At 65.3% G+C, this 18,056-nt stretch carries 15 protein-coding genes; 8 read left to right on the top strand and 7 right to left on the bottom strand.

Annotated features, from left to right (window positions below; all coding sequences use genetic code 11):
* Positions 1-2: 2 nt before the first annotated feature.
* Together HU751_RS10760 and HU751_RS10755 are read right to left on the bottom strand one after the other, a co-directional pair.
* The gene (locus HU751_RS10760; protein ID WP_186733356.1) at positions 3-287 is read right to left on the bottom strand and encodes a helix-turn-helix domain-containing protein; all 285 of its coding nucleotides are present in this window, start codon (positions 285-287) and stop codon (positions 3-5) included.
* 49 nt (positions 288-336) lie between these two features.
* Positions 337-669 carry a type II toxin-antitoxin system RelE/ParE family toxin gene (locus HU751_RS10755; protein ID WP_186733355.1) on the bottom strand — a complete coding sequence of 111 codons (333 nt, stop codon included), beginning with the start codon at positions 667-669 and terminating at the stop codon, positions 337-339.
* Between the two features lie 277 nt (positions 670-946).
* Between HU751_RS10755 and HU751_RS10750 the strand changes: the two genes are divergently transcribed.
* The 7 genes from HU751_RS10750 to yccS all read left to right on the top strand — a co-directional run bounded on the left by HU751_RS10750 (position 947) and on the right by yccS (position 12,234).
* Positions 947-2,743 carry an acyl-CoA dehydrogenase gene (locus HU751_RS10750; protein ID WP_186733354.1) on the top strand — a complete coding sequence of 599 codons (1,797 nt, stop codon included), beginning with the start codon at positions 947-949 and terminating at the stop codon, positions 2,741-2,743.
* 30 nt (positions 2,744-2,773) lie between these two features.
* Positions 2,774-4,216 (top strand): TldD/PmbA family protein, encoded by a 1,443-nt coding sequence (locus HU751_RS10745; protein ID WP_186733353.1) that lies wholly within the window; start codon positions 2,774-2,776, stop codon positions 4,214-4,216.
* Complete coding sequence (locus HU751_RS10740) at positions 4,216-5,547, top strand: TldD/PmbA family protein (RefSeq protein ID WP_186733352.1); 1,332 nt, start codon at positions 4,216-4,218, stop codon at positions 5,545-5,547. Before HU751_RS10745 ends, HU751_RS10740 begins: the two co-directional genes overlap by 1 nt.
* Before the next feature lie 124 nt (positions 5,548-5,671).
* Positions 5,672-7,099 carry a multidrug transporter subunit MdtD gene (gene mdtD, locus HU751_RS10735; RefSeq protein WP_186733351.1) on the top strand — a complete coding sequence of 476 codons (1,428 nt, stop codon included), beginning with the start codon at positions 5,672-5,674 and terminating at the stop codon, positions 7,097-7,099.
* A gap of 110 nt (positions 7,100-7,209) precedes the next feature.
* Entirely contained in the window at positions 7,210-8,547 is a 1,338-nt protein-coding gene (gene dbpA, locus HU751_RS10730; RefSeq protein ID WP_258378805.1) for an ATP-dependent RNA helicase DbpA, read from the top strand.
* Positions 8,548-8,695: 148 nt separating this feature from the next.
* A complete protein-coding gene (locus HU751_RS10725; protein WP_186733350.1) occupies positions 8,696-9,877 on the top strand; it encodes a BaiN/RdsA family NAD(P)/FAD-dependent oxidoreductase in 1,182 nt (393 codons plus the stop codon).
* A gap of 173 nt (positions 9,878-10,050) precedes the next feature.
* Positions 10,051-12,234 carry a YccS family putative transporter gene (yccS, locus tag HU751_RS10720; RefSeq protein WP_186733349.1) on the top strand — a complete coding sequence of 728 codons (2,184 nt, stop codon included), beginning with the start codon at positions 10,051-10,053 and terminating at the stop codon, positions 12,232-12,234.
* 11 nt (positions 12,235-12,245) lie between these two features.
* Here yccS and HU751_RS10715 read toward each other — a convergent pair whose 3' ends face one another.
* Positions 12,246-12,983: a substrate-binding periplasmic protein gene (locus tag HU751_RS10715; RefSeq protein ID WP_186733348.1), complete on the bottom strand. Its 738-nt coding sequence runs from the start codon at positions 12,981-12,983 to the stop codon at positions 12,246-12,248.
* 211 nt (positions 12,984-13,194) lie between these two features.
* Between HU751_RS10715 and HU751_RS10710 the strand changes: the two genes are divergently transcribed.
* Positions 13,195-13,647 carry a GNAT family N-acetyltransferase gene (locus HU751_RS10710; RefSeq protein ID WP_186733347.1) on the top strand — a complete coding sequence of 151 codons (453 nt, stop codon included), beginning with the start codon at positions 13,195-13,197 and terminating at the stop codon, positions 13,645-13,647.
* An 83-nt stretch (positions 13,648-13,730) separates the two neighbouring features.
* On the opposite strand, the gene HU751_RS10705 is transcribed toward HU751_RS10710, so the two are convergent.
* The 4 genes from HU751_RS10705 to fba all read right to left on the bottom strand — a co-directional run bounded on the left by HU751_RS10705 (position 13,731) and on the right by fba (position 17,975).
* On the bottom strand, positions 13,731-14,033 hold the full coding sequence (locus tag HU751_RS10705; protein WP_028688318.1) for a winged helix-turn-helix domain-containing protein: 303 nt from the start codon (positions 14,031-14,033) through the stop codon (positions 13,731-13,733).
* A 14-nt stretch (positions 14,034-14,047) separates the two neighbouring features.
* A complete protein-coding gene (locus HU751_RS10700) occupies positions 14,048-14,548 on the bottom strand; it encodes a M48 metallopeptidase family protein (protein ID WP_023631708.1) in 501 nt (166 codons plus the stop codon).
* Between the two features lie 38 nt (positions 14,549-14,586).
* Entirely contained in the window at positions 14,587-16,704 is a 2,118-nt protein-coding gene (locus tag HU751_RS10695) for a putative bifunctional diguanylate cyclase/phosphodiesterase (protein ID WP_050707213.1), read from the bottom strand.
* 206 nt (positions 16,705-16,910) lie between these two features.
* Entirely contained in the window at positions 16,911-17,975 is a 1,065-nt protein-coding gene (fba, locus tag HU751_RS10690; protein WP_011536013.1) for a class II fructose-bisphosphate aldolase, read from the bottom strand.
* Positions 17,976-18,056: the final 81 nt, after the last annotated feature.

Below are 18,056 nucleotides of genomic sequence, written 5' to 3'. Positions count from 1 at the left end.
CATCACGCAGATTTCTTTCTCACCGTGAAGTCAACTTCCAGGTCTGCGTTCGCCAGAATATTCACCAGTGCATCCAGCGAGAACTTGTCTATCTTGCCATTGAGCAAGTCACTCAAGCGTGGCTGAGTCAGATGCAGTCGCCGTGCTGCGTCTTTCTGTGGCAGATCCCAGGACCGGACAATCCTGGTCAACACCCTCATCAGCTTCGCCCGAAGCCGCAGGTTCTCGGCCTCTTCCGGTGAGTCGAACAGCGCATCCCATACCGAAGCGGAGCGTTCGTTAGTCATCGCAAATCCCTCTGTGCATCCATCTCGTTCAAACACTGTCGACTCCAGCTCAGCAGGCGCCCAACAATTTGTATCGCGCTCTCGCCAGATCGATATCGCGCTTTTCCGTTTTCTCGGTCGTCTTGCGAAACGCGTGCAGGACATAAACCGCTTCTGGTCGACTCACAACGTAGAACACCCGAAACGCCCCGTCCTGACACTTGATGCGGATTTCCCGCGTCCCAGGCCCAACGCTCTCCATTGGTTTCCAGTCGAAGGGGGCCTCACCGTCCTGGATCAGCTCCAGCTGATACCCGGCCCGCTGCCTTGCCACAATCGGAAAGTCCCGCAGGTCCTGCTTGCTGCTACCCAACCATTCGATTGGCTTTTGCCCATCATGCATCCTGCACGCTCCCGCCAATGCACTCGCCTGGCTTGTCCTTATCGGAGACGTAAGCTCTCCATGAGCGGCAAAGATAAAGCTATATCGATATCGATATAAGTGCAATTGCGTGACAAGGCTTTGCGACGGGTAACACCTACGCCCATACCGCCCGGCGCAACCCAAAGACGGCCTGGGCGATGGCAACTTCTGCCCCCATATCACCCAAACCAATTAACCTGTCCCCTGCCCCATCACCTTGCCTAGACTCGCTGCATCCCGAACTAGGAATGCCGCCATGTCCGAGCAACTCCTCAGCAGCCGCAACCTCGCCTTCGAACTCTACGAAGTCCTCGACGCCGAGGCCCTGACCCAGCGTCCGCGCTTCGCCGAGCACAGCCGCGAGACCTTCGACGCGGCGCTGACCACCGCCCGCACCATTGCCGAAAAATACTTCGCCCCGCACAACCGCAAGGGCGACGAAAACGAGCCGCGCTACGTGGACGGCCGCGCCGAGCTGATCCCGGAGGTGAAGCCTGCAGTCGACGCCTTCCTTGAGGCGGGCTTCCTCAACGCCAACCGCGACTTCGACGTCGGCGGCATGCAGCTGCCAAGCCTGGTGTCGCAAGCCTGCTTCGCCCACTTCCAAGCAGCCAACGCCGGGACCACGGCCTACCCGTTCCTGACCATGGGCGCGGCCAACCTGATCGAGAGCTTCGGCAGCGACGAACAGCAACGCCTGTTCCTGCAACCGATGATAGAAGGCCGCTACTTCGGCACCATGGCCCTGACCGAGCCCCATGCCGGCTCGTCCCTGGCCGATATCCGCACCCGCGCCGAACCCGCAGGCGACGACACCTACCGACTCAAGGGCAACAAGATCTTCATCTCCGGCGGCGACCACGAACTGTCGGAGAACATCGTGCACATGGTCCTGGCCAAGCTGCCGGACGCGCCGCCCGGGGTGAAGGGCATCTCGCTGTTCATCGTGCCCAAGTACCTGGTCAATGCCGACGGCAGCCTGGGGCCACGCAACGATGTGCTGCTGGCCGGGCTGTTCCACAAGATGGGCTGGCGCGGCACCACCTCCACGGCGCTGAACTTCGGGGACAACGGCAAGTGCGTCGGCTACCTGGTGGGCCAGCCGCACCAGGGCCTGGCCTGCATGTTCCAGATGATGAACGAGGCGCGTATCGGCGTCGGCATGGGCGCGGTGATGCTGGGCTACGCCGGCTACCTGTATTCCCTGGACTACGCCCGCCAACGTCCACAGGGCCGCCTGCCAGACAACAAGGACCCGCACAGCCCCGCCGTGCCGATCATCGAGCACAGCGATGTGAAGCGCATGCTGCTGGCACAGAAGGCCTACGTCGAGGGTGCTTTCGACCTGGGCCTGTACGCGGCCCGGCTGTTCGATGACACCCACACCGCCGCGGATGCAGACGCACGCCGGCAAGCCCTGGAACTGCTCGACCTGCTCACGCCCATCGTCAAGTCCTGGCCTTCGGCGTTCTGCCTGAAAGCCAACGAACTGGCGATCCAGATCCTCGGTGGCCACGGCTACACCCGCGAGTACCCGGTCGAGCAGTATTACCGCGACAACCGTCTCAACCCGATCCACGAAGGCACCGAGGGCATCCAGTCCCTCGACCTGCTCGGGCGCAAGCTGGCGCAGAACAACGGCGCCGGGCTCAAGCAACTGATTCGCCTGATCGCCGGCACCTGCGAGCGCGCTAGCCATCACCCGAACCTCGATCCGTTGCGCCAGCCCCTGGAGCACCTGGTCAACCGCCTGCAGAGCGTGACCCTCGCCCTGCTCGGCGACCTGGCCAACGGCAAGGTCGCCGGCGCGCTGACCAACTCGGCGCTGTACCTCAAGGTGTTCGGCCACTGCGTGATCGGCTGGCGCTGGCTGGAGCAGGCCATTCATGCCGAGGTCGGCCTGCTCAAGGGCAGCGATCGCGACTTCTACCTGGGCAAGCTCCAGGCCGCGCGTTATTTCCTCACCTGGGAAGTGCCGGGCTGCCATAATGACCTCGCTTTGCTCGAGGCCCGCGACGACACCTGCCTCGCCATGCAAGAGGGGTGGTTCTAGGGGGAACCACCGCACACACGGAGGTTTCCGATGTTCGACTCCAGCACCCTGCTGCGCCAGCGCTTTGCCGCGCTGCGCAGCACGGCCGAACTGTTCTCGCTTCGCCATGTGAAGCAATCGCACCAGTCACTGTCGGTTCGGCGCAACGTCGCCGAGCCGCCCTTCTTCAGCCAGGATGAAGGCGCCATGCTCACCGTGCGGGTGGATGGCGTAGAGGCCTACGCGGCCACCGCCGACCTGTCCCAGGCCGGGCTGCAACGTGCCCTGGAGCAAGCCGAGGCGCTGGCCCGGCGGATCAAGGCCAGCAGCCTGCTCGACCTGAGCGGCCGGCCAGCCCCGGACGGGCGCCACGACCATGTCTCGCCCAACTTCGAACAGCCCCTGCCCAACCTCGCCGACTGCCTGGACCTGTTGGCCGCCGAATCGGCCAGCGTGCCCAAGGACGAACGCCTGGTGGACTGGCAGGCCAGCCTTGGCATCAGCGTGGTCGAGCAGACCTACCTGAACTCCGCCGGCGCCGAGTTGCGCCATGCCCAACGCTTCGTCTACCCGGGCCTGGGCGTCACCGCCAGCGACGGCCTGGACAGCCAGAGCCGTAGCCTGGGCCGGGAGAACTTCGGCCAGCAGGGCGGCTTCGAGGTGATCGAGCGCTGTGGCCTGGTCGGCGCGGCCCGCCGGGTGGCCGACGAGGCGCTGCAACTGCTGCTGGCGCCGAATACCCCAAGCGGCCGGCGCGACCTGCTGCTGATGCCCGACCAGATGATGCTGCAGATCCACGAGTCCATCGGCCACCCGCTGGAGCTGGACCGCATCCTCGGCGATGAGCGCAACTACGCCGGCACCAGCTTCGTCAAAGCCAGCGACTTCGGCCATCTGCAGTACGGCTCGAAGCTGCTCAACGTGACCTTCGACCCGACCCTTCGCGAGGAGCTGGCCAGCTACAGCTTCGATGACGACGGCACCCCGGCCAGCAAGCAGTTCCTGATCCGCGACGGCCTGCTGGTTCGCCCCCTGGGCGGCGCGCTGTCGCAGCTGCGCTCGGGCCTGGATGGCGTGGCCAACAGCCGCGCCTGCGGCTGGAATCGGGCGCCGATCGACCGCATGGCCAACCTCAACATCGAGCCGGGCGACCAATCGTTCGAAAAACTGGTCAGCGGCATCGAGCACGGCATCCTGATGCGCACCAACCGCTCCTGGTCCATCGACGATGCGCGCAACAAGTTCCAGTTCGGCTGCGAGTGGGGGCAGTTGATCGAAAACGGCGAACTCAAGGGCGTGGTGAAGAACCCGAACTACCGGGGCATCTCCGCCGACTTCTGGCGCAACCTCTCGGCCGTGGGCGACAGCAGCACCTTCCAGGTGCTCGGTACGCCGAACTGCGGCAAGGGTGAGCCCAACCAGGTGGTGCGTGTCGGCCATGCCTCGCCGGCCTGCGTGTTCCGCCAGATCGACGTATTCGGGGGAGACGCCTGATGAGCACCCTGTACCAGCAACGTTTCGAAAACCTGCTCGACAGCCTGAACGCCGCCGTGCAACCGGGCGAGCAGTTCACCCTCGGCTACAGCGCCGAGCATTCGCAGTTCGTGCGCTTCAACCATGCCAAGGTGCGTCAGGCCGGGCTGGTCAGCCAGGCTAGCGTGCACCTGCGACTGGTGCGCGAAGGGCGCCAGGCCGAGCAGCAGATCACCCTGGGCGACGATCCCGAGCTCGACCAGCGGCGTCTGCACGACGCCCTGACGCAGTTGCGCCAGACCTTGCCATTGCTGGCGGTGGATCCCTACCTGAACCTCGACGACAGCGCCTGGCACAGCCATAGCCTGCTGGAGCAGCCATTGCCCGAGCTGGACGAAGTGCTGGCCCTCATCGAGCGCGAAGCCGGTGACCTGGACCTGGTCGGCATCTATGCCGCCGGCCCCATCTGCCGGGGCTTTGCCAGTTCCTTCGGGGCCTTCGGCTGGCACCAGGCCAACAGTTTCAACTTCGACTGGAGCCTGTTCCACGCCAACGGCCAGGCGGTCAAGGCCAACTATGCCGGGCAGGCCTGGAGCGGCGAGACCTTCGCCGCGCGCCTGCGTCAGGCCCGCGACCAGCTGGCGCACCTGGGACGCCCGGCCATCACCCTCAAGCCCGGCAGCTACCGAGCCTATCTGGCGCCGGCGGCGATGGACGAGATCGCCGGTATGCTCTGCTGGGGCGGTTTCTCCGCCCAGGCCCTGGCCACGGGCAACAGCCCGCTGCAGCGCCTGTACAACGGCGACGCGCAACTGAGCCCGCGGGTGAGCTTCAGCGAGCAGGTCAGCGGCTCGCTGAGCCCGGCGTTCTCCGACGAGGGCTCGCCCCGTCGCGACCTGCTGCTGATCGGCGAAGGCCGGGCGCTGGAAAGGCTGGTGAGCGCCCGCAGCGCCGCCGAGTTCGCCCAGGAGGCCAATGGCGCCGACAGCCATGAGTCACCTTGCGCGCTGAGCCTGGCCCCGGGCAACCTGCCCGGCGAAGAGGTACTGGAGCGTCTGGGCACCGGGTTGTACATCAGCAACCTGTGGTACCTGAACTATTCGGACCTGCCCGCGGCGCGCATGACCGGGTTGACCCGCTTCGCCACGTTCTGGGTGGAGAACGGGCAGATCCAGGGGCCGGTAAGCACCATGCGCTTCGACGACAGCCTGTACAACCTGCTGGGCAGCCAGCTGGAGGACCTGACCCAGGAGCGCGAGATGATCCTCTCGACCAGCACCTACGGGCAGCGCAGCACCGGGTCGAGTCATTTGCCGGGGGCGTTGGTCAAAGGGCTGACCCTGACATTGTGATCGGCAGGACTGGCCTCATCGCTGGCAAGCCAGCTCCCACAATGACCGGCATGCGCTGCCCCTGTGGGAGCCGGCTTGCCGGCGATGAGGCCGGCCCAGGCAACACAGGACATTGAGGTAACCCATGCCCGACCGTGCCCCGCTGGACCCCGTCACCGCCCGCTGGATCCCCTGGGTGGTGGCCATCGCCTTCTTCATGCAGTCGCTCGACGGCACCATCCTCAACACCGCGCTGCCGGCCATGGCCCGCTCCCTGGCCGAGGACCCGCTGCGCATGCAGGGGGTGATCATTGCCTACATGCTCACCGTGGCCCTGCTGATCCCGGCCTCGGGCTGGATCGCCGACCGTTTCGGCACCAAGCGCATCTTCTTCAGCGCCATCCTGCTGTTCAGCTTCGGCTCGCTGTTGTGCGCCATGGCCAACAGCCTCGGCTTGCTGATCCTCGCCCGGGTCATCCAGGGCCTGGGCGGCGCGCTGATGCTGCCGGTCGGGCGCCTGGTGGTGCTGCGCGCCTACCCGCGCTCGGAGCTGGTGCGGATCATGAGTTTCATCACCATCCCCGGCCTGCTCGGCCCGCTGCTGGGCCCGACCCTGGGCGGCTGGCTGGTGGAGATCCTCAGCTGGCACTGGATCTTCCTGATCAACCTGCCGGTGGGGGCACTGGGCTGCTACGCCGTGTGGAAGTTCATCCCCGACCTGCGCGGCGCCGAACGCACCACCTTCGATGGCCCAGGCTTCCTGCTGTTCGGCGCGGCGATGGTGCTGATCACCATCGCCATGGAAGGCCTGGGCGAACTGCACCTGCCGCACCTGCGGGTGATGCTGTTGCTGTTCGCCGGCATGGCCTGCCTGGCCGCCTACTGGCTGCGCGCCGGGCGTGACCCGGAGCCGCTGTTCTCGCCCTCGCTGTTCCGCGTACGGACCTTCGCCATCGGCATCCTCGGCAACCTGTTCGCCCGCCTGGGCAGCGGCGCCCTGCCCTTCCTGGTGCCGTTGCTGCTGCAGGTGGCGCTGGGCTATTCACCGGCCCAGGCCGGCATGAGCATGATCCCGCTGGCGGCGGCGGCGATGCTCGCCAAGTCCATCGCCCGGCCGCTGATCGAGCGCCTGGGTTACCGCATCGTGCTGACCGGCAACACCCTACTGCTGGGCCTGCTGCTGGCCAGCCTGGGGCTGGTGGACGAGCAGACACCCTATGCCGTGCTGCTGGTGCAACTGGCGCTGCTGGGGGCGGTCAACTCGATGCAGTTCACGGCGATGAACACGGTAACCCTGATCGACCTCGACGACGCCAGCGCCAGCAGCGGCAACAGCCTGCTGTCGGTGGTCGCGCAACTGTCGCTGAGCTTGGGCGTGGCCTGCGCCGGCGCCTTGCTCGGCGGCTTCACCGCGGCCGGCAGCGGTGATGGCGTGCAGAGCACCCTGGGCGCGTTCCAGCTGACCTTCGTCACCATCGGCGTGATGGCCATGCTGGCGGCAGCGATCTTCCTGCAGTTGGCGCCGACGGACGGAAGGCGCGCCCGTCGTCCGGAACATCACGTCGAGTCGTAGGGTGAATGGCTTCGAGGCTGGTAGACTATGCGGTATTTTTTGCATCGCAGCAGGCCCGCCTCGTGACCGTTGAAACCACCGCTTTTGCCACCCTACCGCTGTCCGCCGCCATGCTGGCCAACCTGGACGCCCTGGGCTACGCCTCGATGACCCCGATCCAGGCCCAGAGCCTGCCGGTCATCCTCAAGGGCCAGGACCTGATCGCCCAGGCCAAGACCGGCAGCGGCAAGACCGCGGCCTTCGGCATCGGCCTGCTCAACCCGATCAATCCGCGCTACTTCGGCTGCCAGGCCCTGGTGCTGTGCCCAACCCGCGAACTGGCCGACCAGGTGGCCAAGGAGCTGCGCCGCCTGGCCCGCGCCGAGGACAACATCAAGATCCTCACCCTGTGCGGCGGCGTCTCGCTCGGCCCGCAGATCGCCTCGCTGGAACACGGCGCGCACATCATCGTCGGTACCCCGGGGCGCATCCAGCAGCACCTGGACAAAGGCACCCTGGTGCTCGACGGTCTCAACACCCTGGTCCTGGACGAAGCCGACCGCATGCTCGACATGGGCTTCTTCGATGCCATCGCCAGCATCATCGGCAAGACCCCGTCGCGCCGCCAGACCCTGCTGTTCTCCGCCACCTACCCGGCCGGCATCGAGCAACTGGCCAAGGACTTCATGCGCCAGCCGCAGCAGGTCAAGGTCGAGGCGCTGCACAGCGACAGCCAGATCGAACAGCGCTTCATCGAGATCGACCCGCAGCAACGCCTGGAAGCAGTGACCCGCGTACTCGGCCACTACCGCCCGCAGTCCTGCGTGGCGTTCTGCTTCACCAAGCAGCAGTGCGAGGACCTGGTCACCCACCTGACCGCCAAGGGCATCGTCGCCCAGGCCCTGCACGGCGACCTGGAGCAGCGCGATCGCGACCAGGTGCTGACCATGTTCGCCAACCGCAGCAGCTCGGTGCTGGTGGCCACCGACGTGGCCGCCCGCGGCCTGGACATCGACGGCCTGGACCTGGTGATCAACGTCGAGCTGGCCCGTGACGCCGAGATCCACGTGCACCGCGTCGGCCGTACCGGTCGCGCCGGCGAGAAAGGCGTGGCGATCAGCCTGGTGGCCCCGGCCGAAGGCCACCGCGCCCAGGCCATCGAGGACCTGCAGAACAAGCCGCTGCGCTGGGAACAGCTGGACAACCTCAAGAGCAAGGGCGGCGAGCCGCTGCTGCCGGCGATGACCACCCTGTGCATCGGTGCCGGGCGCAAGGACAAGCTGCGCCCGGGCGACATCCTTGGCGCGCTGACCGGCGATGCCGGGTTGCCGGGCAAGCAGGTGGGCAAGATCGCCATCTTCGACTTCGTGGCGTTCGTGGCCGTGGAGCGGGCAGTGGCCAAGCAGGCCATGCAGCGGCTGAACAGCGGCAAGATCAAGGGTCGCGCCCTGAAAGTCCGTATCGTTTAAACAGTTTGACCGTACCGTGGGAGCGGGCTGGCCCCGCGATGGCGCATGATCAGGCAATGATATTGCCCCGCTGACGCCATCGCGGGGCAAGTCGGGTCGCCGCATCGCCGCTCCCACGATGATTCCCCATTACCATAGGTTCGCCCAATTGCACTCCACCGACGTGATCATCCTCGGCGCCGGCGCCGCCGGCCTGATGTGCGCCCAGCTCAGCGCCCGCCGCGGGCGCCGGGTGCTGCTGCTCGACCACGCCAACAAGCCGGGCAAGAAGATCCTCATGTCCGGCGGCGGGCGTTGCAACTTCACCAACATGTACACCGAGCCGGCCAACTTCCTCTCGCACAACCCGCACTTCTGCAAGTCGGCGCTGGCCCGCTACACCCAGTGGGACTTCATCGAGCTGGTGTGCAAGCACGGCGTGCCGTACCACGAGAAGAAGCTCGGCCAGCTGTTCTGCGACAACAAGTCCAGCGACATCCTCGACATGCTCCTGGCCGAGTGCGACCAGGCCGGTGCCGAGCTGCGCATGAACACCAGCATCGAGCGCATCGACAAGACCGAAGGTGGCTATACCCTGCAGACCAGCGCCGGCCCGTTCGCCTGCCAGTCGCTGGTGATCGCCACCGGCGGCCTGTCGATTCCGACCCTGGGCGCCACCGGCTTCGGCTATCAGGTCGCCCGCCAGTTCGGCCATGAACTGCTGCCGACCCGCGCCGGCCTGGTGCCGTTCACCATCACCGAGCCCCAGCTCAAGGCACTGTGCACCGAGTTGTCGGGCACCTCGCTGGACTGCGTCGCCAGCTGCAATGGCACAAGCTTCCGCGAGAACCTGCTGTTCACCCACCGCGGCCTGAGCGGCCCGGCGATCCTGCAGATCTCGTCGTTCTGGGAAGCTGGCGACACGGTGGAGATCAACCTGCTGCCTGATCGCGACGCGCTGGAGTGGCTGCAGGGCCAGCAAGTCGAACGCCCCAACAGCGAACTGAAGACCGTGCTGGGCGAGGTGTTCACCCGCAAGCTGGCCAACCTGCTGGCCGAGCAGTGGTTCGTTTCGAAACCGCTGAAGCAGTACACCCCGGCGGAATTGACCCAGATCGCCGAAAAACTGGCGGCCTGGCAAGTGATACCGGCCGGTACCGAGGGCTATCGCACCGCCGAGGTGACCCTGGGTGGCGTGGACACCCGCGAGGTGTCGTCCAAGACCATGGAATCGCTGAAAAGCCCTGGGCTGTACTTCATCGGCGAGGTGCTGGACGTGAGCGGGCACCTGGGTGGTTTCAACTTCCAGTGGGCCTGGGCTTCGGCCAACGCGGCGGCGCAGTTCGTGTAGAGTAGAATCCATTCAGCAGCACGGAACGCTTCTTGCTGGTCCATCGCTGCGAAGGGTGAAAAACCATCGCGGGGCAAGCCCGCTCCCACGAAGGCCACTCGGCTCGTGGGAGCGGGCTTGCCCCGCGATGAGGCCCCAGAGATTCTTTTTCGAATACTGCCCAGCAGGCCATCATGTCATCGAGCTCGTTCCGCCATTCATTGCGTCGCCTGTGGGGCCAAGACAAGTTCAGCTACGCCATCCGCGTGACCATCGCCCTCACCGGCAGCATGGCCTGGTGCTGGTACCAGAACGAGATGAGCCTGCTGATTCCGCTGTTCCTCGGCATCATCGCCAGCGCCCTGGCCGAAACCGACGATGGCTGGCAGGGCCGGCTCAGCGCCCTGCTGGTGACCCTGGGCTGCTTCGCCATCGCCGCGCTGTCGGTCGAGCTGCTGTTCCCCTACCCCTGGATCTTCGCCGTCGCCCTGGCCCTGGCGGCGTTTTCCCTGACCATGCTCGGGGCCCTGGGCGAACGCTACGGGGCAATCGCCTCGGCCACGCTGATCCTGTCGGTCTACACCATGATCGGCGTCGACCAGCGCGGCGGTGAAGTCAGTGATTTCTGGCACGAGCCGCTGCTACTGGTGGCGGGGGCGGCCTGGTACGGGCTGCTGTCGGTGTTGTGGCAGGCGCTGTTCTCCAACCAACCGGTGCAGCAGAGCCTGGCCAAGCTGTTCTTTGAGCTGGGCACCTACCTCAAGCTCAAGGCCAGCCTGTTCGAGCCGGTGCGCACTCTCGACGTCGAGGCCACGCGCCTGGAGCTGGCCAAGCAGAATGGCAAGGTTGTGGCGGCGCTCAACGCGGCCAAGGAAATCATCCTGCACCGGGTCGGCAACAGCCAGCCCAACTCCAAGGTCAGCCGCTACCTCAAGCTGTACTTCCTGGCCCAGGACATCCATGAGCGGGTCAGTGCCTCGCACTACCCCTACAACGCGCTGACCGACGCCTTCTTCCACAGCGACGTGATGTTCCGCTGCCAGCGCCTGCTGCGCAAACAGGGCTCATCCTGCCAGGAGCTGGCCCGATCGATCCGCCTGCGCCAACCGTTCGTGTTGGCCAGCGGCTATCCCGAGGCCCTGGAAGACCTCAACGCCTCGCTGGAGCACCTGCGCATCCAGAGCAACCCGGCCTGGCGCGGCCTGCTGCGCTCGTTGCGGGCGCTGGCCGCCAACCTGGCCACGCTCGACCGACTGCTCAGCGCCGCAAGCAACCCGGACAGCCTGGCCGATGCCAGCGACAGCAGCCTGCTCGACCGCTCGCCCCGCAACCTCAAGGATGTGTGGAAACGCCTGCGCACCCAGCTGACACCGACCTCGCTGCTGTTCCGCCATGCCCTGCGCCTGTCGCTGGCACTGTCGGTGGGCTATGGCATGGTGCACCTGATCCACCCGACCCAGGGCTACTGGATCATCCTCACCACGCTGTTCGTCTGCCAGCCCAACTATGGCGCGACCCGCCGCAAGCTGGTGCAGCGGATCTTCGGCACCGCCATCGGCCTGACCGTGGGCTGGGCGCTGTTCGACCTGTTCCCCAACCCGATCATCCAATCGCTGTTCGCGGTGGTCGCCGGGGTGGTGTTCTTCGTCAACCGCACCACCCGCTACACCCTGGCCACGGCGGCGATCACCCTGATGGTGCTGTTCTGCTTCAACCAGATCGGCGATGGCTACGGCCTGTTCCTGCCGCGCCTGTTCGATACCCTGGTGGGCAGCCTGATCGCCATTCTCGCGGTGTTCCTGTTCCTGCCCGACTGGCAAGGCCGGCGACTGAACAAGGTGCTGGCCAACACCCTGGCCTGTGCCAGCGAGTACCTGCGCCAAATCATGCAGCAGTACGCCCACGGCAAGCGCGACGACCTGGCCTATCGCCTGGCCCGGCGCAACGCGCACAACGCCGACGCGGCATTGTCCACCACCTTGGCCAACATGCTGATGGAGCCGGGGCACTTCCGTAAGGAAGCCGATGTCGGCTTCCGCTTCCTGGTGCTGTCACACACCTTGCTCAGCTACCTCTCGGGGCTCGGGGCGCACCGCGACACGGCGCTGCCGGCCGAGGTCCACGAACAGCTGATCGATGGCGCCGGGCGGAGCCTGGCCAGCAGCCTGGATGAAATCGCCAATGGCCTGGCGGCGCGCTTGCCGGTGGCGATCCACAGCGATGCCGAAGAAGCCCTGGCCAATGCGCTGGAGCAGATGCCGGAGGAGCTGGACGAGCATCAGCGGCTGGTGCAGACGCAACTGGCGCTGATCTGCCGGCAACTGGGACCGTTGCGGACATTAGCGGGGCATCTGATCAAGGAAGGCGAACCTGCCTGATCGCTTCACGATCAGAACCCATGCTGGCGCAGCAGCCGATCATAGCTACCGTCGGCCTTCATCGTGGCGATGGCCTTCTCGAAACGGGCGACGATCTTCTGGTGCTCAGGGTGCTTGAGGCTGACCAGGATATGCAGGCTGTTCTCGCTCAGCGGCGGGTCGACGAACGCCACGCCCTCCCGCACCGGCTGCGGCTCGCGTTGCAGGTTGTAGCGCGCCACGAACTCATCCTCCACCGCCAGGTTGACCCGGCCGGCCGCCAGCATGCGTACTGCGGACGAGAAGCTGCGTACCGGCACCTTGTTCAGGCGCTCGTCGCTGTCGAATTCAGGGGAATAGGCGTAATCGCGCACCACGGCGATGGTGTAGGGGTAGAGGTCGGACTGGCGTGCATAGGCGAACGCCTCGCCTTCACGCTTTAGCAGGCGAATGCGGTTGACCAGGTAGGCATCGGAGAACTGGCCGATCAGGGTTCGCTCGTCGTTGTACCAGGCGTTGATCAGCACATCGTAGCGCCCCTCGCCCACGCCCATCAGCGCCCTGGCCCAGGGTACCTCCTCGAACTCGGTGGCGTAGCCGGCTCGGGTCAGCGCCGTGGTGACGATGCTGGTGGCCAGGCCGCCACCAGGCATGCTGGTGTCGGTAAAAGGCGGCCAGCTGTCGGCCACCAGCCGCAACTTGCCCTGGGCCAGGGCTGGCCCCGCGCACAACAGTCCCAGTAACCCAAGAACGCAAAGCAGTGGCCGCATGCTCAATTCCTTTCGCAGTTGGGGGCTCACGCTGGTGACGGCGGTCTCTACTAGCAACAGAGGTCCAGATTACACAAGCCGCATCCTGGCGACAGCGGGTGATAGTGTCATTTAGCCTCTATTTTGGCCGAGTGCCAGGTATCGTCATTCGATCTCGTCGAAGCCGGCAGGATTTGCGATGATCGACGGTCAACCGAAGGAGTACCCATCCATGTCCATCGAGTGGATCTGCAAGCACCATGGCGACCTTGCCAAGGAACAACTCTACGCCATCCTGCAACTGCGCACCGAAGTGTTCGTGGTCGAGCAGCGTTGTGCCTACCAGGAAGTCGACGGGCTCGACCTGCATGGCGACACCCTGCACCTGATGGGCTGGGACGGTGAGCGGCTGGTGGCGTACCTGCGCTTGCTCGATCCGCAATCGCAGGACGGCGAAGTCGTCATTGGCCGGGTGGTGACGTCTCCCGGGGCGCGCGATATGAAGCTGGGCCACCCGCTGCTGCTGAAAGGGCTGGAGGCTGCCGGCCATTGCTGGCCTGGCGTCGCGATCTATCTGTCAGCCCAGGCGCATTTGCAGGGCTTCTACGCTCGGCATGGTTTCGAAGCGGTCGGCGAGGAATACCTCGAGGACGATATTCCGCACATCGGGATGCGTAAAAGCTGAATTTGCCGGGGGCGCTGCGCGCCCCATCGCGGGACAAGCCCGCTCCCACAGGGAATAGGGGAGTCGCCCGCTAATGAATCGCTTCAGGGATAACCCAACACTTCGCGCAGCTGGCGCAGGTGCTGGATGATCCACTGCTTGTCGATCGCCCCCCAGTCGCGGATACGGTAGTGCCCGGCATGGTTGCGCGCGCCGGCCTGCTGCTCGAACTCGCAGACGATATCCAGGTCGGCCAGAGCGGCAATGGTGTCCTGGGCGGTGCGTCGCGGCATGCCGGTGGCCTCCATCAGCGCTGGCACGCTGGTGGCGGTCTGGCTGTCGATCAGCCAGGCCACATAGAGGCGGCGGTAGAAGCTGCTGCGGGTCTTGCTCACTTCCGTGGTCATGGGGTGCTTGTCCCTCAGGTGTTGCCCGGCAGCTCCCGATAGGTCAGGTAGACGCGCAGGTCGAATTCCAGTTGATGGTAGTCCGGCTCCATGTGCTGGCAGAGCTGGTAGAAGGCCTTGTTGTGGTCGCGCTCCCTCAGGTGCGCCAGCTCATGCACCACGATCATGCGCAGGAACTGCGGCGCCGCCTCGCGAAACAGCGAGGCGACGCGAATTTCCTTCTTGGCCTTGAGCTTGCCGCCCTGCACCCGCGACACCGCCGTGTTCAGGCCCAGCGCCCGGTGGGTGAGGTCCAGGCGGTTGTCGAACAGCACCTTGTCCAGCGGCGGCGCGCTGCGCAGGTACTGTTGCTTGATTTCCTGGGCATAGCCGTACAGCGCCTTGTCACTCTGCACGTCATGGCGCTCGGGGTAGCGCTGACGCAGGTAGTCGCCCAGGCGATCGCTGGCGATCATCTGGCGCACCTGTTCCTGCAGGTGCGGCGGGTAGGCTTGCAGGTAGCGTAAGGCAGTCATGGCAGGCGTTCGGAACGGGAAGACGCGAGTTTAGCCAATCACGACGCCCATGGGAAAACCACCGGGAAGTTGCCGGCATCGCTGGCGGTCAGCGGACGGGCGACCAGGAACCCCTGCACATAGGCGCAGCCGGCATCCTTGAGCCATTCGGCCTGGGCCCGGGTCTCCACGCCCTCGGCAATCACGGTGATGTCGTAGGCCGCGCACAGGCCAATGACGCTGCGCACCAGGGCGATGTCCGCCGCCGAGTCCGGCAGTCGCGCGACCAGATGGCGATCGAGCTTGAGGGTGTCGATAGGCAAATCGCGCAGCATGCGCAACGAGCAGTCGCCGGCACCGAAGTCGTCCAGCGCCACGCGAATGCCCAGCTCGCGCAGGCGATGCACCTGCTTCACCGCCGCGTCGATGTTGTACATCAGCGACGTCTCGGCCACCTCCACCTCCAGCTGGGCGGGCAGCAACTGATGCTTGTCGATCACCTGGGCCAGTTCATCGACCAACCCTGGCATGGTGAACTGGGCGCGGCTCAGGCTAATGCCCAGCACCAGTTGCGAGCCGAAGCGATCGCTCCAGGCATTACGCTGGGCTGCGCCCTTGCGATAGATCCAGCTGGCCAGGCGGTTGATCAGGCGCGCCTCCTCCAACAAGGGAATGAACAGCCCGGGCGGCACATCGCCTACACTCGGATGCTTCCAGCGCAACAGCGCCTCGAAGCCGCGCAACCGGCCATCGGCGAACGCCACCTGGGGCTGGTAGACCAGGCTGAAGTCGTTCTGCTCGATGGCGGTGCGTACGCTGTCCTCGAGCATCAACCGCGAGCGGGCACGGCCATTGAGTTCCTGGTCGTAGAAGCGGTACTGCTGGCGACCGGCCTGCTTGGCCGCATACATCGCGGCATCGGCCGCCCGCAGCAGGCCCTCCACGTTGGCGCCGCAGTCGGGGTAGGTGGCGATGCCGATACTGACCCCCAGATTGACCTCCAGGCCATCCACCTGCTGGAAGCTCGACATCCGCTCCAGCAGCTTCTCGGCATAGCGCCCGGCCTGCTCGGGGTACGGCAGACCATCGAACAGCGCGGTGAATTCGTCGCCACCCATCCTGGCCAGCAGCGCCTCGCTGCCCAGGCACTCCTTGAGCTGGTCGGCCACCCAGCGCAGGACCTTGTCGCCGGCCTCGTGGCCAAGCAGGTCGTTGATCCGCTTGAAGCCGTCCAGGTCCATATACATCAAGGCCTTGGCCTTGTCCGAGCGCTCGTTGCGCAGCAGCGCGCTCTCGGCGGCCTGGTAGAAGCCACGGCGGTTGAGCAGCCCGGTCAGCGGGTCGGTCACCGCCTGGTACTCGAGCTGCTGGTGCAGGCTGCGCACCACCGACATGTCCAGCACCGTCACCACCATGGCCTTCTGCTCGGCGGGCAGCGGCGCGCAGGACAGCGCCACCGGTACCGGCTGGCCACCGAGGGTGCGCAGCTGGGCGTCGTGCACACGGAAGATCTGCCGGCCCAAGTAGGCCTGGTAGAAGTCCGACTCGGGCCACAGGTTGGCGCAGGGCAACTGGATAAGGTCGAGCATGTGCGCGCCCTGCAGCTTGTCCACCGGGGCATCGAGCAGGCGCGAGATGGCCGGGTTGGCAAAGCCGATGCAGCCCGACTCGTCCACCACCAGGATACCCTCGGCGGCGTTCTCCAGGATCGAGGCATTGAAGGCCCGCGCCGACTCCAGCTCGCGGGTCAGCCGTTGCAGCATGCGCCGGTTGCGCTGCTGCTCCAGCAGGGCCTGGACCTTGGGCTTGAGAATCTGCGGGTCGAAGGGTTTGAACAGGTAGTCCACCGCGCCGCTGGCATAACCTTTGAGCACTGCGGCATCGGACTGTTCGTTGGCGGTGAGGAAGATGATCGGGGTCAGCCGCGTGCGTTGGCTGCCGCGCATCAGGCGGGCCACCTCGAAGCCGTCCATCTCGGGCATCTGCACGTCGAGCAGGACCAGGTCGACTTCGTGTTCGAGCAGGGTGCTCAGGGCTTCCATCCCTGAACTGGCAGTCAATACCTGCCAATCCTGGCGGGACAGCAAGGCCCGCATGCTGATGAGGTTTTCCGGATAGTCGTCTACGACCAGCAGCACCGAGCTGCTTTCCGGTGATTGTGAATAAGCGCCATCCATGCTGCTTCTCTTGGTAAGTCCAACTTCGACTTGTGATTGGATCCGATTGTTACTCTAGACTCGGCACCCGAAGACGCAATGCAGGCAGATGGCCATAAGCCATCTGAACCGATGTTAGCCGACTAACGGTATAAGCGGCGGGCAGGCGACGTACGGGCACAAAAAAGCCCGCATCGCTGCGGGCTTCTTCGTTGAACGGCGCCGGATCAGTTGATCTTGGCGGCCAGTTCACCCTTGGCGTAACGCTGGAACATGCCTTCCAGGGAGATCGGCTTGATCTTCGAGGCATTGCCAGCGGTACCGAAGGCTTCGTAGCGGGCGATGCACACGTCGCGCATGGCCTTGACGGTTTCACCGAAGAACTTGCGTGGGTCGAACTCGCTCGGGTTCTGCGCCATCAGGCGGCGCATGGCACCGGTGGAGGCCAGGCGCAGGTCGGTGTCGATGTTGACCTTGCGCACGCCGTACTTGATGCCTTCGACGATCTCTTCGACCGGCACGCCGTAGGTCTCTTTGATGTCGCCACCGTACTGGTTGATGATCGCCAGCCACTCTTGCGGCACCGAGGACGAACCGTGCATCACCAGGTGGGTGTTGGGGATGCGCTTGTGGATTTCCTTGATACGGTCGATCGCCAACACGTCACCGGTAGGCGGCTTGGTGAACTTGTAGGCGCCGTGGCTGGTGCCGATGGCGATGGCCAGGGCGTCCACCTGGGTCTTCTTGACGAAGTCGGCGGCTTCTTCCGGGTCGGTCAGCATCTGGCTGTGGTCCAGCACGCCTTCGGCGCCGATGCCGTCTTCTTCACCGGCCATGCCGGTTTCCAGCGAACCCAGGCAACCCAGCTCGCCTTCCACCGAAACGCCGCAGGCGTGGGCCATGGCAACGGTCTGCTGGGTGACGCGGACGTTGTACTCGTACTCGGTCGGGGTCTTGCCGTCTTCACCCAGCGAGCCGTCCATCATCACCGAGCTGAAGCCCAGCTGGATCGAGCGCTGGCAAACGTCAGGGCTGGTGCCGTGGTCCTGGTGCATGCACACCGGGATGTGCGGGAACTCTTCGATGGCCGCCAGGATCAGGTGGCGCAGGAAGGGAGCACCGGCGTATTTGCGGGCACCGGCGGAGGCCTGGACGATGACCGGAGAGTCGGTCTTGTCGGCCGCTTCCATGATGGCGCGCATCTGCTCGAGGTTGTTGACGTTGAAAGCTGGTACGCCGTAACCGAACTCGGCGGCGTGGTCCAGCATCTGGCGCATGCTAATGAGTGCCATTGTGTATCTCTCTCCCGACAAGCGTCGTTTGTTTCATGCAAGCCTGCCGCAGGGGCGGTTGCTGTTCAAGTAGTGTGGGCC

This window comes from Pseudomonas peradeniyensis (genome assembly GCF_014268935.2).
In the GTDB taxonomy this organism is placed as follows: domain Bacteria; phylum Pseudomonadota; class Gammaproteobacteria; order Pseudomonadales; family Pseudomonadaceae; genus Aquipseudomonas; species Aquipseudomonas peradeniyensis.
Note: the sequence above shows the minus strand (reverse complement) of the source record. Positions and strands in the feature narration are given on the sequence as shown.

Bases quoted from the DNA above. Each gene is read 5' to 3' on its own strand.
- HU751_RS10715 (WP_186733348.1), bottom strand. From the start codon at position 12,983: ATGCGGCCACTGCTTTGCGTTCTTGGGTTACTGGGACTGTTGTGCGCG.
- fba (WP_011536013.1), bottom strand. From the start codon at position 17,975: ATGGCACTCATTAGCATGCGCCAGATGCTGGACCACGCCGCCGAGTTC.
- yccS (WP_186733349.1), top strand. From the start codon at position 10,051: ATGTCATCGAGCTCGTTCCGCCATTCATTGCGTCGCCTGTGGGGCCAA.
- HU751_RS10740 (WP_186733352.1), top strand. From the start codon at position 4,216: ATGAGCACCCTGTACCAGCAACGTTTCGAAAACCTGCTCGACAGCCTG.
- HU751_RS10700 (WP_023631708.1), bottom strand. From the start codon at position 14,548: ATGACTGCCTTACGCTACCTGCAAGCCTACCCGCCGCACCTGCAGGAA.
- HU751_RS10695 (WP_050707213.1), bottom strand. From the start codon at position 16,704: ATGGATGGCGCTTATTCACAATCACCGGAAAGCAGCTCGGTGCTGCTG.
- dbpA (WP_258378805.1), top strand. From the start codon at position 7,210: ATGCTGGCCAACCTGGACGCCCTGGGCTACGCCTCGATGACCCCGATC.
- HU751_RS10755 (WP_186733355.1), bottom strand. From the start codon at position 669: ATGCATGATGGGCAAAAGCCAATCGAATGGTTGGGTAGCAGCAAGCAG.
- HU751_RS10710 (WP_186733347.1), top strand. From the start codon at position 13,195: ATGTCCATCGAGTGGATCTGCAAGCACCATGGCGACCTTGCCAAGGAA.
- HU751_RS10750 (WP_186733354.1), top strand. From the start codon at position 947: ATGTCCGAGCAACTCCTCAGCAGCCGCAACCTCGCCTTCGAACTCTAC.
- mdtD (WP_186733351.1), top strand. From the start codon at position 5,672: ATGCCCGACCGTGCCCCGCTGGACCCCGTCACCGCCCGCTGGATCCCC.
- HU751_RS10760 (WP_186733356.1), bottom strand. From the start codon at position 287: ATGACTAACGAACGCTCCGCTTCGGTATGGGATGCGCTGTTCGACTCA.
- HU751_RS10705 (WP_028688318.1), bottom strand. From the start codon at position 14,033: ATGACCACGGAAGTGAGCAAGACCCGCAGCAGCTTCTACCGCCGCCTC.
- HU751_RS10745 (WP_186733353.1), top strand. From the start codon at position 2,774: ATGTTCGACTCCAGCACCCTGCTGCGCCAGCGCTTTGCCGCGCTGCGC.